14 protein-coding genes are annotated in these 15,106 nt (G+C 71.1%); 6 read left to right on the top strand and 8 right to left on the bottom strand.

The features are described from left to right. Window positions 1–96: 96 nt before the first annotated feature. Window positions 97–783 (top strand): hypothetical protein, encoded by a 687-nt coding sequence (locus tag BJ981_RS37125; RefSeq protein ID WP_184618215.1) that lies wholly within the window; start codon window positions 97–99, stop codon window positions 781–783. Window positions 784–788: 5 nt separating this feature from the next. On the opposite strand, the gene BJ981_RS37120 is transcribed toward BJ981_RS37125, so the two are convergent. Together BJ981_RS37120 and BJ981_RS37115 are read right to left on the bottom strand one after the other, a co-directional pair. Further along, window positions 789–983 (bottom strand): DUF397 domain-containing protein, encoded by a 195-nt coding sequence (locus tag BJ981_RS37120; protein ID WP_184618214.1) that lies wholly within the window; start codon window positions 981–983, stop codon window positions 789–791. Continuing rightward, window positions 974–1,795, bottom strand: coding sequence for a helix-turn-helix domain-containing protein (locus BJ981_RS37115; RefSeq protein ID WP_184618213.1), 822 nt, complete (start codon window positions 1,793–1,795; stop codon window positions 974–976). Before BJ981_RS37115 ends, BJ981_RS37120 begins: the two co-directional genes overlap by 10 nt. 219 nt (window positions 1,796–2,014) lie before the next feature. On the opposite strand from BJ981_RS37115, the gene BJ981_RS37110 reads away from it, so the two are divergent. Continuing rightward, a complete protein-coding gene (locus tag BJ981_RS37110; protein ID WP_184618212.1) occupies window positions 2,015–2,419 on the top strand; it encodes an ATP-binding protein in 405 nt (134 codons plus the stop codon). Between the two features lie 27 nt (window positions 2,420–2,446). On the opposite strand, the gene BJ981_RS37105 is transcribed toward BJ981_RS37110, so the two are convergent. Next, window positions 2,447–2,839: a winged helix-turn-helix transcriptional regulator gene (locus BJ981_RS37105; RefSeq protein WP_184618211.1), complete on the bottom strand. Its 393-nt coding sequence runs from the start codon at window positions 2,837–2,839 to the stop codon at window positions 2,447–2,449. 213 nt (window positions 2,840–3,052) lie between these two features. Between BJ981_RS37105 and BJ981_RS37100 the strand changes: the two genes are divergently transcribed. The 3 genes from BJ981_RS37100 to BJ981_RS37090 all read left to right on the top strand — a co-directional run bounded on the left by BJ981_RS37100 (window position 3,053) and on the right by BJ981_RS37090 (window position 6,684). Continuing rightward, complete coding sequence (locus tag BJ981_RS37100) at window positions 3,053–3,553, top strand: MarR family winged helix-turn-helix transcriptional regulator (RefSeq protein WP_204070044.1); 501 nt, start codon at window positions 3,053–3,055, stop codon at window positions 3,551–3,553. After that, window positions 3,544–4,800: an MFS transporter gene (locus BJ981_RS37095; protein ID WP_184618210.1), complete on the top strand. Its 1,257-nt coding sequence runs from the start codon at window positions 3,544–3,546 to the stop codon at window positions 4,798–4,800. Before BJ981_RS37100 ends, BJ981_RS37095 begins: the two co-directional genes overlap by 10 nt. A gap of 948 nt (window positions 4,801–5,748) precedes the next feature. Beyond that, window positions 5,749–6,684 (top strand): SDR family oxidoreductase, encoded by a 936-nt coding sequence (locus BJ981_RS37090; protein ID WP_311745970.1) that lies wholly within the window; start codon window positions 5,749–5,751, stop codon window positions 6,682–6,684. A 9-nt stretch (window positions 6,685–6,693) separates the two neighbouring features. Here BJ981_RS37090 and BJ981_RS37085 read toward each other — a convergent pair whose 3' ends face one another. The 4 genes from BJ981_RS37085 to BJ981_RS37070 all read right to left on the bottom strand — a co-directional run bounded on the left by BJ981_RS37085 (window position 6,694) and on the right by BJ981_RS37070 (window position 10,178). After that, on the bottom strand, window positions 6,694–6,909 hold the full coding sequence (locus BJ981_RS37085; RefSeq protein ID WP_184618208.1) for a dihydrofolate reductase family protein: 216 nt from the start codon (window positions 6,907–6,909) through the stop codon (window positions 6,694–6,696). An 8-nt stretch (window positions 6,910–6,917) separates the two neighbouring features. Next, window positions 6,918–7,709 (bottom strand): class I SAM-dependent methyltransferase, encoded by a 792-nt coding sequence (locus BJ981_RS37080; protein ID WP_184618207.1) that lies wholly within the window; start codon window positions 7,707–7,709, stop codon window positions 6,918–6,920. Window positions 7,710–7,903: 194 nt separating this feature from the next. Continuing rightward, window positions 7,904–9,499 carry a LuxR C-terminal-related transcriptional regulator gene (locus BJ981_RS39570; protein ID WP_184618206.1) on the bottom strand — a complete coding sequence of 532 codons (1,596 nt, stop codon included), beginning with the start codon at window positions 9,497–9,499 and terminating at the stop codon, window positions 7,904–7,906. A gap of 121 nt (window positions 9,500–9,620) precedes the next feature. Then, complete coding sequence (locus BJ981_RS37070; protein WP_184618205.1) at window positions 9,621–10,178, bottom strand: dihydrofolate reductase family protein; 558 nt, start codon at window positions 10,176–10,178, stop codon at window positions 9,621–9,623. 244 nt (window positions 10,179–10,422) lie between these two features. On the opposite strand from BJ981_RS37070, the gene BJ981_RS37065 reads away from it, so the two are divergent. Then, window positions 10,423–11,709 (top strand): M64 family metallopeptidase, encoded by a 1,287-nt coding sequence (locus tag BJ981_RS37065; RefSeq protein WP_184618204.1) that lies wholly within the window; start codon window positions 10,423–10,425, stop codon window positions 11,707–11,709. 89 nt (window positions 11,710–11,798) lie between these two features. Here the strand turns inward: BJ981_RS37065 and BJ981_RS37060 are convergent, their stop codons facing one another. Further along, window positions 11,799–14,795, bottom strand: coding sequence for an AfsR/SARP family transcriptional regulator (locus BJ981_RS37060; protein WP_239139040.1), 2,997 nt, complete (start codon window positions 14,793–14,795; stop codon window positions 11,799–11,801). Window positions 14,796–15,106: the final 311 nt, after the last annotated feature.

Here is a 15,106-nt window from a genome sequence, read left to right as displayed (position 1 = left end):
GTGGCAGGGGCGGGGATGAAGGGATCACGCGGGGATGGACGGGGCCGGTTCCAGTAGATTCGCAACGCCATGCCGTAGCGCCGACCAGGAGTCCGGATGTCGATGCACCTGATCGAGGATCTCGTCGCGGACTCGATCCGCGTCCTGGACGCCCACTACCCCGACCCCGACCCGCGCGTCCGCGACTGGGTGGCCGCGCTGTACCGCTTCCAGGACCAGTACGACTGCTCGTTCACGCACTTCCGGGTCATGGACGCCCTTCTCCGGCGCGGGTACGCCTACCGGTTCCCCCTGGAGCGGCACCCCGACTACGCCGCGCGGCGTGAGTACTTCGACGGCCTGGACGACTTCACCGAACTGCGGGTCTTCGACGAGGAGGCCGACGACTTCGACGGCTTCGAGACCTGGCTGGAGGACGGGTACGTCGACCCCCCGTACCTTTACTGCGACGCTGGCACGGACCTGTGGCGGCGCATGTCCGAGGCGGGACTCCTGACCGGCGGGGACGCCGTCGCACCCCGCCGCACGTCCCTGGTGGAAGCCGTCGCCGCCGTCGCCCGCGCCGCCGACGCCCGGTCCGACCATCAACTGATCGCCGACTGGTACGCCCTCGGTCCCCACGTGCTGGTGAGCAACCCTCTGGACCCGGAAGACCTCGAAACCGACCCCGCCGTCAGCGAACTACGCTCCATAGCCCACCGAACCGGCGGCCTCCCCCTCGACCACGAGCCTTACGACGACCTGGAAACCTGGTGGGTGACCCCGTCACCCACCCGAGCCTGATTCCCTCAGAGGTCTGCGGCCTTGGCCGCGCGCAAGAAGGCGTGCCATTCGACAGGGGAGAAGATGAGTGCGGGGCCCGAGGGGTTCTTGCTGTCCCGCACGGCGACGAGTCCTGGCAGGTTGGCAGCCACCTCCACGCAGGTTCCGCCGTCACCGCTGGACCATGAGGACTTGCGCCACTTCGCTCCGGTCAGATCCATTGCGCCATCACATCCTTGATGATGTCCAGGGACAGGTTCTGCGGGAGGGCCGCTGCTCGTAAGGCGTCAAAACGCCCCACTAATTCCGTTATGGTCTCACGGTTTCCTATCGTGAGTCCTCGCGGAGCGCTCTCGACGTACGCGCTGTGGGGCGCGCCTCGTTGCTCGGCGACGGTGAAGGATGCCTGGAGGCCCAGGGTTGACCAGGAGGCATACGGGACGACCTGGATGGTGACTCGCGGAAGCTCCGCCATCTTCAGCAGCCATGCCAGTTGCTCACCCATGATGTCCGCACCGCCCAAAGGCCGGTGAAGCACTCCTTCGTCTATGAGGCTGTACACCATGGGGGCTTTCGTACTGGTGAGCAGGGCCTGACGCTGGAGTCGGTTGGCCACCCGTTGATCGACCGTCTCGGCGGTGATCCCGGGCTCGTCCTCGAAGATTCGCCGGGCGTACGGCTCGACTTGGAAGAGTCCTGGAATCAGCAGAGGATCCCAGACCTGGAGCACGGACGCCTGAGCCTCCGCCGCAGCGAAGTCCCGGAAGTGCTCGGGCGCGCTCTCCCATCTGGTCTGCTTCCATAGCTCGACGAATACTCCGTCCAATCTGAATATCTTGTCGCACGCTTCCGCGAACCTTCTGTCAGGCCGCCGTCGGGACGTTTCGAGCATTCCGACCATGCTGACCGACACGGTCAGCATCCGCGCCAGGTGCAACTGCGTCCACCCTGCTCGGAGCCGCTGCCGTCGCAATTCATAGGCGAAACGCGCCTGTGGTGACTCGTCCGGATTGATTTGGATTGGCTGAGGCATGTCGCTTTTCTCCGTGGTCTCACCTGGTCTCACCAATACGGCGCCGGTCTCACCATGAATGTGGTGGGACCGTGGGCCTGTTTGCTTCACCGAAACTATCGGATGACCGCACGATTGGAGGGCTGAATAACGTGCGGTGAGAGACGCTGTGATGCCCAGTCCGCGTTTGAGCAGAGACATGCCGATCTCTCAACCCGATGAGGATCCGGAGGAATCTCTGTGAAAGTGCACGATCTGCTGGGCGCTGTAGACCTTCTCGGGCGGGCCGGGTCCGTGTCGCTCGCGCGGGTTTACGTGCGGGGGCTGCTCATGGCGGCCGGGCGTACCGGCACGGACGACGTCGAGCTTCTGGTCGGCGAGCTCGTCGCGAACGCCGTGGCGCATTCGGCCTCGGGGCGCAGGCCCGGTGGGGTGGTGAATCTCAAGGTGTATGACGACGGGAAATCGGTTCGGGTCGAGGTGGTCGATGAGGGGGCGCCGGGTGGGATTCCGGTGGTTCCGGTGCAGGTGGATCCGCTGAGTGAAGGCGGGCGGGGGCTGTGGCTCGTGCGGGAGCTGTCCTCGGCGTGGGGGTGGGCGGATCACGGCGGGGGGCGGACGGTGTGGTTCGAGGTCACGCCGTGAGGGTGGCGGGGGCGGCTCGGGGGGCTTTCAGCGGGGCGGTCGGGTGTCGTAGATGTGGCGGGATTCTTCGACCTTGGGCATGTTGGTCGTGGCCCACTGGTTCAGGTGGGCGAACAGGGGGGCCAGGGTGCGGCCGAGGTCGCTGATCTCGTACTCGACGCGTGGCGGGACCTCGGGGTGGTAGGTGCGGGTGATGACGCCGTCGCGTTCCAGGCGGCGCAGGGTGTCGGTCAGGACCTTCGGGGTGATGGACGGCAGGCGTCCCTGCAACTCGACGAAACGCTGACGGCCGTGGCGGTCCAGGGCCCACAGGATCGGCGTGGTCCACCGGCTGAACACCACCTCCACGGCCGGGCCGATCGGGCACGCCTGCTCGGCGTCGGCCGGCTCGGACGGCGTCCACGCCACATCGGTAGCCATTCATGTCCCTTTCGATGACCTCTGCATGCGTCCGTCCTCGTGGACGGCCTTCCTCATAGTGTCCCTGCGGTGATGTTCACTCGTGGACGTCCCTCACCGGTGTTCTGTGGCGGCTTCTTCGGCGGTGTGCCTTTGTCAGTGCCATAGGCCGGGCTCAAGGGCATGTGTCAGCTCTTATGTAAGTTCTTATATAAGAGCTGTTAGGGTTCGCTCGTGACCGAGCCTCATGCGTCCGACCCCACCCAGCACAGTCGCTGGCGTCCTCTGCAATCTCTCCAGGCGTCGATGGACGCGGACATCGCCCGCCTCTACGCCGAGAAACGCGTCAAAGGTCTCAAGCCGAGCTTCGTGGGGGAGCTGCTCCGACTGCACGCTCGCGGGCCGATGACCATCACCGAACTGGCGGAGGCGGCGGGCCGGACGCATTCGGCGCTCAGCCAGAAGGTCGCCGCGATGCGCACGGCCGGCTGGGTCGAGACGGTCGCGGGGGACGACGCGCGCAGTAAGAAGGTGACGCTCACCGACAAGGCCCGCGAGGTCGTCGGGCGCCTGGCGGCGGAGTGGCGGGCCACCGAGGCCGTCATCGCCGACCTGGAGGCGGAGATTCCCTATCCACTCTCCAGGGTCGTCGAAGACATCGGGCAGGCGCTCGCCCACAAGAGCTTCCACGAGCGGCTGAAGGAGAAGCTGGCGGAGGACCCCGCGTGGGACTGAGGCAGGCGCTGCTCGACGTGACCCCGTTACGGTCCTCACGGTCGTTCCGGCGATTATGGGTCAGCCAGGCACTCTCCGGGCTGGGCACCCATATGACGCTCGTCGCCGTGATGTTCCAGATCTGGCAGACGACCAACAGCGCGGCCTGGACCGGCGCCGTCGGCCTGGCACAGGCGATTCCGCTCGTGGCGCTCGGGCCCTTCGCCGGGTCGCTCGTCGACCGGGTGGACCGCAGAAAGCTCTGCCTGATCACGACCGGCGGACATGCCGCGTGTTCGCTCCTCCTCGCGCTGCAGGGCTTCGCCGGATATCTCCCGGCCGCCGGGGTTCTGGGGCTCGTCGCCGTGCATTCCTGTCTGGCCGCCGCCGGTGGCCCGGCGGCGCGCACCTTCATTCCGCACCTGCTGCCCAGGCATCAACTGGCCGCCGGACTGGCGCTGAACCGCATCGCCTCCCAGGGCGCCATGCTCGCGGGCCCCATGCTGGGCGGCCTGGTGGTGGGGGAGTCGGGCGTCGGCGGCTGCTACCTGATCGACGCCCTCACCTTCGTCGTCGCGCTCGCCGGTGTGTTCGGCCTGCCACCGATGAGCCCCCGAGGTGAGCCCGCCCGTCCCGGCCTGCGCGGCGTGCTGGACGGCTTGGCCTTCCTGGCCCGCGATCCCGTCATCCGTGGGGCACTGCTCACGGACCTGGCCGCCACCGTGCTGTCGATGCCGGTCAGCCTCTTCCCGTTGATCAACGCGGAACGGTTCGGCGGCGACCCGCGCACCCTCGGACTGTTCCTCACGGCCATGGCCCTCGGTGGCGTCGCGGCCTCCCTTTTCTCGCGGACGTTCACCCGGCTTCCCCGGCCCGGCCTGGTCATGCTCGCCGGATCGGCCACGTGGGGTGCGGCGCTCACCCTGTTCGGCATGTCGCCCCATCCCGCCGCCGGGCTGACCTTCCTCGCCCTGGCCGGCGCCGCCGACACCGTGTCCGTGGTGTCCCGGAGCACCATCGTCCAGACGCACACCCCGGACGCACTGCTCGGCCGCGTCAGCGCCGCCGAACAGATCGTCGGAACGGCCGGCCCCGACCTCGGCAACATGCGCGGCGGCCTACTCGCGGACGCCACCTCCGGAACGACGGCCCTGATCAGCGGCGGCCTGCTCTGCCTGGTCACCGTCACCCTGCTCACAGCCACCACCCCCACCCTGCGCCAACCCTCCACGGCACCCACCCCCCGCACCCCCTCGACCAACCCGTAAAGACGCGGCACCGCCTGGACCGGCTCATGAGAACGCGGCACCGCCTCGACCAACTCGTAAGAGCGCGGCACCGCCTCCACCGGGCCATGAGAACGCGGCGCCGATCGCGCACCAGCGCTCGAACGGAAAGAAAGACGCCTCCGCCCACTCCTTCTCCGTCACAAAGCCGCCCAGGCGCACACCCCGACCATCGCGAGTGGTTCCCGCCTCCACCCGTCTCCTCCCGCGTGTTCTTCCCTCCGGCGCCGCATCGGCGGGACGCAGGTCGGCGAATCCCGGCGCCTGCAACGGCGCCCAACCGGCCGCCCTTCTGCGGCACGCGCTGCGAGAAAAATGCGCGTCAGCGCCTGGAAAACACAGTCCGAGCCGCAGGCGAGGCCCATTCCCCGGCGCAGCCCGCATTTGTTTCTCGCGAAGGTCGGCGCTCTCATCCCGGCGCAGCCTCGCAGCCCCGCGATTGTTCTTCCCGATGGTCGGTGTTCTCATCCCCGGCGCAGCCCGGGCACGTTTGTGCTTGAGCCCCGTGGCCACTACCGCTTCATGTCCCGAACCCAGCGTTCACTCCGCTCTGGCGGGCTTTCCCCTCGCTCCTGGCGCCCCCTTCTTGGCGCCGCGTCGGCGGGACGCAGGACGGCGGAGTCCGGCGCCTGCAACGGCGTCCAACCGGCCGGCCTTGTGGGGTATGCGGTGCGAGAGGAAGGCGCGTCAGCGCCTGGAAAACACAGTCCGAGCCGCAGGCGAGGCCCATTCCCCGGCGCACTCCGCAGTTGCTTCTCACGAAGGTCGGCGTGATCACCTCCGGCGCGGCGGCGCGTGTTGCTCGTGGTTCCCCGTTGGCGGGGCGCTTTCCTCTAGGTGAGTACTGGGAGGGCGGTGTTAGCGTCGGGCCGGTCGCGGTGAGACGCCGTTCCCGCGACCGTCCCGCCTTCTTTCGGATGCGGGTGAACCATGTCGAGACGGGAGAGATCGATGATCGTGGTGACGGGGGCGACGGGCAATGTGGGGCGGCCGCTGGTGCGGGCGCTCGCGCAAGCGGGGGAGGAGGTGACGGCGGTCTCGCGCGGTGTGTCGGGCGCCGGTGGGCCGGGCGTTCCCGGGATCGGTGCCCCTGGTGGGGGTGCGCCCGGCGGGGGTGTCCCTGGGGCGGGCATCACCGGGGGAGGTGTTCCGGACGGGGTGCGGTATCGGCGGGCGGATGTGGCGGACGCTGAGAGCCTGCGGCCCGTGGTCGATGGGGCGGACGCGTTGTTCCTGCTCGTCAGTGGGGCCGGTGCGCACGTGGACGGGCGGGCGGTGCTCGACGTGGCCAAGGCGGGGGGTGTGCGGCGGGTCGTGTTGTTGTCGTCGCAGGCCGCGGGGACGCGGCCGGGGTCTCCTTCGCACGCGCCGTTGCGCGTGCTGGAGGAGGTCGTCCGGGACTCGGGCCTGGAGTGGGTGATCCTGCGCCCCGGAGGGTTCCACTCGAACGCCTACGCGTGGGCGGAGATGGTGCGCACCCGGCGGACGGTGGCGGCGCCGTTCGGGGACGTGGGGCTGCCGCTGGTCGATCCCGCCGACATCGCCGAGGTGGCCGCCGCGGCGCTGCGCGAGGACGGCCACGCGGGGCGCGTGCACGTGCTGACCGGACCCGGGCTCAGCACGCCCCGGGAGCGCGCCGCGGAGATCGGGCGGGCGCTCGGCGAGCCGGTCCGGTTCGCCGAGCAGACCCGGGAGGAGGCCCGCGCGCAGATGCTGACGTTCATGCCCGAGCCCGTCGCCGACGGCACGCTCGCCATCATCGGGGAGCCGACCGACGCCGAACGGAGCGTCAGCCCGGACATCCTCGGCCGCCCCGCCCGCCCGTTCTCCGACTGGCTGCACCGCCACCTCGCCGCCTTCCGCTGACGTCGCGGCCTAGGCGGACGGCGAGGTGAGGGGCCGGTAGGTGAGGGCGAGGGCGCCGGTGGAGAAGGTGGTGGCGCCGAGGAGTTCGAGGGTGCCGGCGCTCTCTCTGCGGAACAGGGGCTCGCCCTCGCCCTTGATGACCGGATACACCCACACGTGGTACTCGTCGAGCAGGCCGGCGGCGGCGAGGGCGTCCGCGACAGGGCGGACGAAGCGGAGCCGCACGCGGCGGGTCAGCCGATCAGGACGATGGTCTCCAGATAGTCGGCGATGGCGACCAGGGTGCCGTCGGTGGCCCGGTTGTGGGCGTGCCAGACATCGATCATGTCCGCGCGCAGGTCGCGCCGACCGGCGTCGTCCAGGGCGGCGAACGCGGCGCTCGCGGGGCCGTACCACTCGGCGAAGTAGTCGACCGCGAACTCGACCGAGGGGTAGCGGAACGGCTGACCACGCCAGGCGGTGCGGATCTGTGCGTCCGGGAACAGCTCGCGCACCCGGTCCTCGGTGCCCCAGGCGAACGGGGAGTGGCCCGTGCCCGACCCGAGGTACTTGCCGATCGTGCGGGCGTAGTCGCCGATCAGGCCGGCCATGCACCATCCGGTCACGCCGACGCGCCCGCCACGGCGCGTGACCCGGGCCAGCTCGCCCGCCGTACGCCCCTGGTCGGGGGCGAACATCGCGCCGAACGCGGACAGGACCGCATCGAACGCGTCGTCCTCGTAGGGCAGGTCCTGCACGTCGGCCAGGTGGGTGACCAGCGGCAGGTCCTCGCACGCGGCGAGGCGGGCGGCCTGTTCCAGGGGGCTGGGGACGAAGTCCACGGCGACGACGTCACAGAACCTGCGGGCGGCGGCGAGCGCGACCGTCCCGGTGCCGGCGGCGGCGTCCAGGACGCGTTCGCCGGCCCGCAGGTCGGCCTCCTCGCAGAGCAGTTCGGCGTAGATGGGCGGCAGGTGGGCGGCGAGCTTGGCGAGGTCGCCGCGGGACCATGCGCGCTGCTGGGGATTCGTTTCGGATTCGCTCATGGGGCGACGCTAGGGAACCACCCTCGCGGGCCGCTTCGCCCATCGGCGCCATCCGCCGGAGATGGCCCATCCGGGCCATGGAGGGGTACGGCCGCTTCCGGCCCGGTTGCCACGCGGTGTGCGGAGGTGCGGTACGGCCAGGGTTCACCGCGTGGCGCGCGGGCCGAGCCGGTCATGAGCAGGTTCGGGCGGAGTCAGAGCAGGCCCGCGCGGGACGCCCAGGCGACGGCCGCCGCCCGGGACGGCTGGCCGAGGCGGGCCAGGATGTTGGCGATGTGGCGTTTGACGGTGTGCTCGCTCACGCGCAGCCGCTCGGCCGTCTCCCGCGTGGTCAACCCGAGGGCGACCAACCGAATGACCTCCAGTTGCCGCCCGGTCAGCCCCTCGGCCGCCGCCGGTCCGGCAGGGTGGGCGACGGCCGTCCGCGGGCGGCCGTCGCGCGCGCCGAGGTCGCCGAGGACGGCACGGGCGGTGTCGGCCTCCTCCGCGGCGGCCACGCGCTCGCCCGCGGCGTGTAACGCCTCGGCGAGGTCGAGCCGCACCCGCGCCGCGCCGTAACGATCCCCCGCCTGCTCGAACAGCCCCGCGGCCCTCTGCAGTTCCGTGCAGCTCTCCCGGGCCGTCCCGCCCGCCCAGCTCGCGGACGCGCGGAGCGCGTCGGTGCCGATGCGCTCCGCCAGCGCGCCGAGCTCCCCGGCCGCCCGGACGTCTCGCCCGGCACGGGCCATCAGTTCGAGCACCGGCGCCCGCTCCAAGCACTCGTCCGCGCCGATCTCGGCCAGCAGCCGCCGGGCCAGCTCGTACGCGCCGTCCCTGTCCCCCTCGTCGAATCGCAGCTCGGCCAGGCCGACCCGGGCGGCGCGTGCCGGCCGCGCCCTTCTGAAGAGTTCGGCCGCCTCCACGGGCCGTCCCTGCCTGCGGCGCAGCTCCCCGAGGCGCGCCCACGCCTGCGCCGCGAAGACGTCCCGCCCCTCCAGCGCCGTCGCCGCCGCCGTCAGCTCCCCTTCCGCCGCGGCCCACTCGCCCTGCCACAGCAGCACGGTCCCGTAATGGGTACGGCAGCGCTGGTACGGCGAGCCGAGGTCGAGCCTGCGGCAGAACTCCATCGTCCTCGTGCACCACTGCCTGGCACGCTCCCAGTCCCTGACCTGCTCGCAGCCCTGCACGAGGTGGCAGCTCGGCACCCAGACGGCCCCCACGTCGTCCAGCTCGCCGGCCAGCGCGGCGGTGGCCGCCTCGTCGAGCAGCCGCATGCCGTCCTCGACCAGCCCCTGGCCCACCAGCGCCATCCCGGCCACCGCCATGCCCTGGACCTCCAGGTCGGGCGATCCGACCCGCCGGGCGACGGCGACCGCCCGCCGCGCCCGGTCGGCCGCCTCGCGCAGCGCGCCGCGCCGCGCGGCGGCCATCCCGGCGAACAGCTCCAGCATCCCGTGTTCGGCGCGCTCGTCCTCGCCTTCCAGCAGCCTTCCCGCCCTGGTCAGCCAGCCTCGGCCCACCGCGTCCTCACCCCTGAGCTGTACGGCCGCGGCTCCCAGCCAGGCGGCGGCCCTGGCCGCCCCCGCCGCGTCCCCGGCGGTGCGGTAGCCGAGGTAGGCCTCCTCGTAGCGGGCGACCGTCTCGCCGCCGTCGTCCATCCACCAGGCGGCCCCGGCGAGCCCCTCGGCGGCGTTCGCCCGGGCGAGCGGGCCCTCGGCCGCCGCGAGCGCGGCGGCGAACTCCACGCGTGCCTGCCGCCACCGTCCCCGGCGCAGCATTTCCCGACCACGTACCAGGAGATCGGCGTTCACATCCCCATCATGCACGCGACAAGGCGCGCGCCGGTCCCGCACGACGATCAACCCGCTACCGGAGACCTCACTGCCTGTCCGGACACGACACGCCATCACACGGCGGACTTCGAAACAGGCCTTAGGCCGGCGGCGAGGTGAGCGGCCGGTAGGTGAGGACGAGGGCGCCAGAGGGGAAGGTGGTGGCGCCGAGGAGTTCGAGGGTGCCGGCGCTCTCTTTGCGGAACAGGGGCTCGCCCTCGCCCTTGATGACCGGATACACCCACACGTGGTACTCGTCGAGCAGGCCGGCGGCGGCGAGGGCGTCGGTCAGGCGGCCGTTGCCCCAGATGAGGATGTTGCCGCCGTCCTGCTGCTTGAGCTTGGTGACCTCGGGGATCAGGTCGCCGCCGGGGATGACGACCGTGGGGTTCCAGGCCGAGGTGTCCACGGGCCGGGAGGCGACGACGTACTTGGTCACCGCGTTCACATGGTCGCCGTACGGGTTGCCGCCCATGCCGGGCCACGCCTGCGCCATGCCCTCCCAGGTGACGCGGCCGAGCAGCAGCGCGTCCGCGCTCAGGGCGAGGTCGAGGCCGTACTTGCCGCTCTCTTCGTCGGCGTACCGCAGCGACCACAGGTGCGGGTCGTCGATGAACCCGTCGAGCGTGGCGAACGTCGAAACGATGATCTTGCGCATGGGTGTACTCCATCCAGGACCTCGGGCCATCGATCGTCAGCGACCCTAGCGGCGCCCACCGACAGTTCCGCCCGGACCCGGTGCGGCGGGTGACGAGGGAGTCACACGGGCCGGTCATCACTCCGAAGCTATGACCGTTCGGGATTTCCCAGGCGCGCGGGAGCGGGAGAGGTTGGAAGGCATCCCGCCCGCTCCGGTTCCAGGGGCGGCGCCGTCCCCCTTTCTCTCCCGAGGAGGCGCTGACATGCGCGGACGATTCATGCGTGTGGCCACGGTGGCGTTGACCGCCGCGGCCCTTTTATCCCAGACCCTCGCGGCGGCCCCCGCCCACGCCGGGCCGGTCGCCGAGAAGGAGTGGCGAGAGGTGTTCTCGCCCGACGGCACGATAAGCCGCGTCCTTGTCCCCGTGCGCAGGCCCGCCGCCCTCTCCGGCGAGCAGATCCGGGCGGCCGCCGCGGCCGAGGTGATCCCCTTGCAGGAGACGGGGCCGTCCTCGCAGCGCTTCGACCTGGTCATCCTCGGTGACGGCTACACCGCCGCGGAGATGGGGCTGCTGCGCCAGCACGCCGAGTCCAAGTGGGCCGAGGTGGCGGCGGTCGAGCCGTTCAAGAAGTACAAGAACTCCTTCAACGTGTGGCTGGTCAACGTGGTGTCCAACCAGTCCGGCGTGGACAACGATCCCTATGGCACGACCCGTGACACGGCGCTGGACATGACCTTCTACTGCGCCGGCACGGCCCGGCTGCTGTGCCTGGACACGGCCAAGGCCCAGGCGTACGCCGCGGCGGCGCCCCAGGTGGACGTGATCCTGGCGCTGGGCAACAGCACGACCTACGGCGGCGCGGGCTACAGCGGCATCTCCACCGCCTCCGGCGGCAACGCGCAGTCGGGCCAGATCGCCATCCACGAGTTCGGGCACTCGATCGGCGGGCTCGCCGACGAGTACTACACCGCGGGCACCACCTACTCGGGCGGCGAGCCGGGCGAGCCCAACGTCACCACCTCGGCGTCCGGCGCGAAGTGGGCGTCCTACATCGGGCGGGCCACGCCGGACGGGGGAGTGATCGGCGCCTTCCAGGGCGGCAGCCAGTACGAGTACGGCATCTACCGGCCGTCGGACAACTCGCTGATGCGGTCGCTCGGCCGTCCCTTCAACCTGGTCGGCCTGGACGTGATGGACCGGGCGATCGCCGCGAAGGCGGGCGGCACTCCGCCGGGCGCGTGCGACGGCCTCGGACAGCGCCGCACCGGCACGCTCGCCTCCGGCGCCACCGCCTACCAGCCCGACGGCAACTGGTACTACACCGGCGCCTCCGGGACGCACCGGGGATGCCTGGACGGGCCGAACGCCGCCAACTTCGACCTGTACCTGGAGAAGTGGAGCGGCTCGGCCTGGGGCACCGTGGCCACCGCCGCCACGAGCGGCGGCGACGAGACCCTGACGTACAACGGCACGGCGGGCTACTACCGCTACCGCGTCGTGGCCACGTCGGGGTCGGGGTCCTACACGCTCGGCTACGACGTCCCCTAGGAACGCGTCCTCCGGGAAGGCTCCGCGGGCCGCGGACGGCGAACAGGGACTCCCGCCGTCCGCGGCCCCCGGTACGCCGGGTGCCGGGCTCAGTCGCGCGGGGCCTGCGCGCCGATGATCTGGTCGAGCTGGGCGCGCATCTGCTGGGCCACCGGGGCGTCCATCTTGTCGGTCAGCGCCAGCGCCCGGCTCAGCGAGTCCCGCGCCGCCTCGTCGTCGCCCGCCTGCCGCTGCGCCTCGCTGAGCGATACCAGCGTGCGGGCCTCCAGCAGCGGCATGTGCATCGAGCGGAACAGCGACAGCGCCTGCTCCAGGTGCAGCACCGCCTGCGTGGCGTCGTCCTGGGCCATGGACAGCTCGCCGAGGCCGAGCTGCACCCGCGCCTCCACGAGCTGCTCGCTGGACGTGCTCGCCAGCATCAGCGACCGGTGCAGCGCGCTCGCGGCCTCGGCCAGCTCCCCTCGCCGGAGCCGGGCGATGCCGAGACCGTGCAGCGCGTACGCCTCGCCGGTCGGGTCACCGATGTTGCGCACCACGGCCAGCGCCTCGTTGAAGACCTCCGCCGCCAGCGCGGGCTGGTCGGACTGGAGGTAGGTATGGCCGATGCGGTGGAGCACCTGGGCCTCCACCCGCCTGCTGCCGCTGGTGCGGCTCAGCTCCAGCGCCTCGGCCAGCAGGCGCTGCGCCCCGGGCAGGTCGTCGAACTCCAGCCGCAGCTGCGCCAGGTTGTGCAGCACGTACGCCGACGCGACCTGGTCCCCGGTGCCGCGGAAGATGTCCAGGGCCCGTTTGTAATGGGCCTCGGCGTCGGAGAACCGCCCGCTCAGCCGGTCGAGGAACCCGATGTTCCTGATGACCAGGGCCGTGCCCTGCCGGTCGCCGACCTCCTCGAAGAGCTGGACGGCCGCCTCGAAGTCGCAGCGGGCGTCGCCGAACCGCTGCTCGGTGATGTAGAGGGAACCCCGCGAGTAGTGCATGGCGGCCTGGCCGCGCTTGTCCTGGGCCTGCCGGGCGGCGGCCAGCGCGATCTGGTGGGTCTCGCGCCAGTCGTCGAGGTAGACCCGCGACTCGAACAGCGTCACCGAGCTGATCGCGAGGTCCCAGCACAGCTCCACGAGCCCCGCCTGCGCGGCCTGGCGGATGCCGGACACCAGCATGCTGCGCTCGCGCTCGTACCACTGCAGGGGAGCGGCGACGAGCTGGTCGACCAGCTTGGCGGGCAGCGGCCAGCGCACGGCGCCGCTGTGGATCTGCACGTAGTCCCCGCCGTACTCGCGGCGGTGCGCGGCCTCGGCCAGGAACAGCAGCCCGCCGAGGACGCGCGCCAGCGCGGCGCCGCGCTCGGCCGGGGTCTCCTCGGCGGCCAGGCGCTCGCGGGCGAACACGCGCAGCAGGTCGTGGAAGCGGTACTGGCTGTGCACGCCGTACCCGACGCCGGTGGTCTCGATGAGCTGGGCGTCGGCCAGGTCGTCCAGCAGGTCCTGGGCGTCGTGGAGGGGCTGGTCGAGCAGGGCGGCGCTGACCCAGGCCGAGAAGATCTGCGCGTCCAGGATGGTCAGGCGGCGGAACAGGCGGCGGGCGTCCTCGCTGATGCTGTCGTAGGTGAGCGAGATGCTCGCCCGGATGCCCATCTCGCCGTGCTTGAGCTCGTCGAGCCTGCGGGTCTCGTCCTCCAGGCGGCTCACGAGCTGCTCGATGCTCCAGTGCGGGCGCGCCGACAGGCGGGCGCCGGCGATGCGCAGCGCCAGCGGCAGGTGCCCGCACAACTCGGCCAGCGCCTCGGCCGCCTCGATCTCCGACTGCACGCGTTCGATGCCCGCGATGCGCGACAGCAGGTTCACCGACTGGTCGGACTCGAAGATGTCCACGTCGACGTGGACGGCGCCCGCCAGCCCCGCCAGGCGGCTGCGGCTGGTGATGATGACGGCGGAGGCGGGGTTGCCGGGCAGCAGGGGTAACACCTGGCTCTCGCTGCCGGCGTCGTCGAGGACGATGAGCATGCGGCGGTCGGCCAGCAGCGCGCGGTACATCTCGGCGCGCTCCTCCAGGCCGTCGGGGATCGCGGTGCCGGACACGCCGAGCACGCGCAGGAAGCGCTCCAGCACCTGCATGGGGCTGGCGGGTCTCGGGGCCGCGCCGTGCAGGTCGGCGAAGAGCTGGCCGTGGGGGAAGCGGTCGCCCACGCTGTGGGAGGCGTGCACGGCGACCGTGGTCTTGCCCACCCCGGGCTTGCCGACGATGACGATGATCGGGACGGCGAACCGGGAGCGGTCCTCGGAGGCGAGCATCAGGCGCTGGCGGATGTCCTCGATCTGCTTGGTGCGCCCGGTGAAGTCGGCGATGTCGGTCGGCAGCATGCCCGGGACGTTCGGGACGGCCGGCGCGGGCTGGACCTCCACCCTGTCCTGCGGTGACGGCGGGTCCAGGCTCTCGTCGGAGGTGAGGATCGCGTGTTCGAGCTGCTGGAGGCGCTCGTTGGGCTCGATGCCCAGCTCCTCGATCATGGTGCGCCTGGCGTTGCGGTACACCTGGAGGGCCTCGGCCTGGCGGCCCGAGCGGTACAGCGCGGTCATGAGCTGGCCGCGCAGGCGCTCGCGCAGCGGGTGCTCCTCGGTCAGCTCGGTGAGCTCGCCGACCAGCTCGTGGTGGCGGCCGAGGTCGAGTTCGAGCTGGATGCAGTCCTCGTTGGCGGTGATGCGGTCCTCGGCGAGCCTGCTGGCCGCCGACTGCACGAGCCTGCTGTCGATGCCGTCGAGCGCGGGTCCCCGCCACAGCGACAGCGCGTCGCGGAAGTGGCGGATGGCCTCGTTGAGGTTGCGGCTCTCGCGGGCGCGCCGGGCCCGCTGGACGAGGCTCTCGAAGCGCTGGGCGTCGATCTCGTCGGCGGCGGCGCGGATGGCGTAGCCGAGCGACTGCGTGGCGATGATGTCCGGGCTGCCGTTGGCGGCGAACAGGCGCCGCAGCGAGGAGATGCAGATCTGGACCTGGGCGCGGGCGGTGGTCGGGGGCTCGTCGCCGTAGATGGCCTCCATGAGGCGCCCGATCGTGACGACCCGGTTGGCGTCGAGCAGGAGGACGCTCAGCACGATCTGCTGCCTGATCCCCCCGAGATCAAGCCGACGGCCCGCGACGGAAGCTTCGAGAGCCCCTAGAATCCCGAATTCCACCAGCATCTCCTCGCAAGAAAGCCCGCGGCCCATCCGGAACTTTGCTCACCCTCCGATGCGAGAGGTAACAGGTGCCTGATTCCAGGAGATCCGCCCCGTAGTAAACATCGACCTGTGGCCGGTTCGTACCACTCTTGCGCATTGATACTGCCAGGCGCGAGGTGGTCACGTATAGCGATGTCACTTATGTCTGGATCGTACTCCTATACGAGGTTCAGATCTATAGAGAG

It is taken from the genome of Sphaerisporangium krabiense (assembly GCF_014200435.1).
GTDB lineage: Bacteria > Actinomycetota > Actinomycetes > Streptosporangiales > Streptosporangiaceae > Sphaerisporangium > Sphaerisporangium krabiense.
Note: the sequence above shows the minus strand (reverse complement) of the source record. Positions and strands in the feature narration are given on the sequence as shown.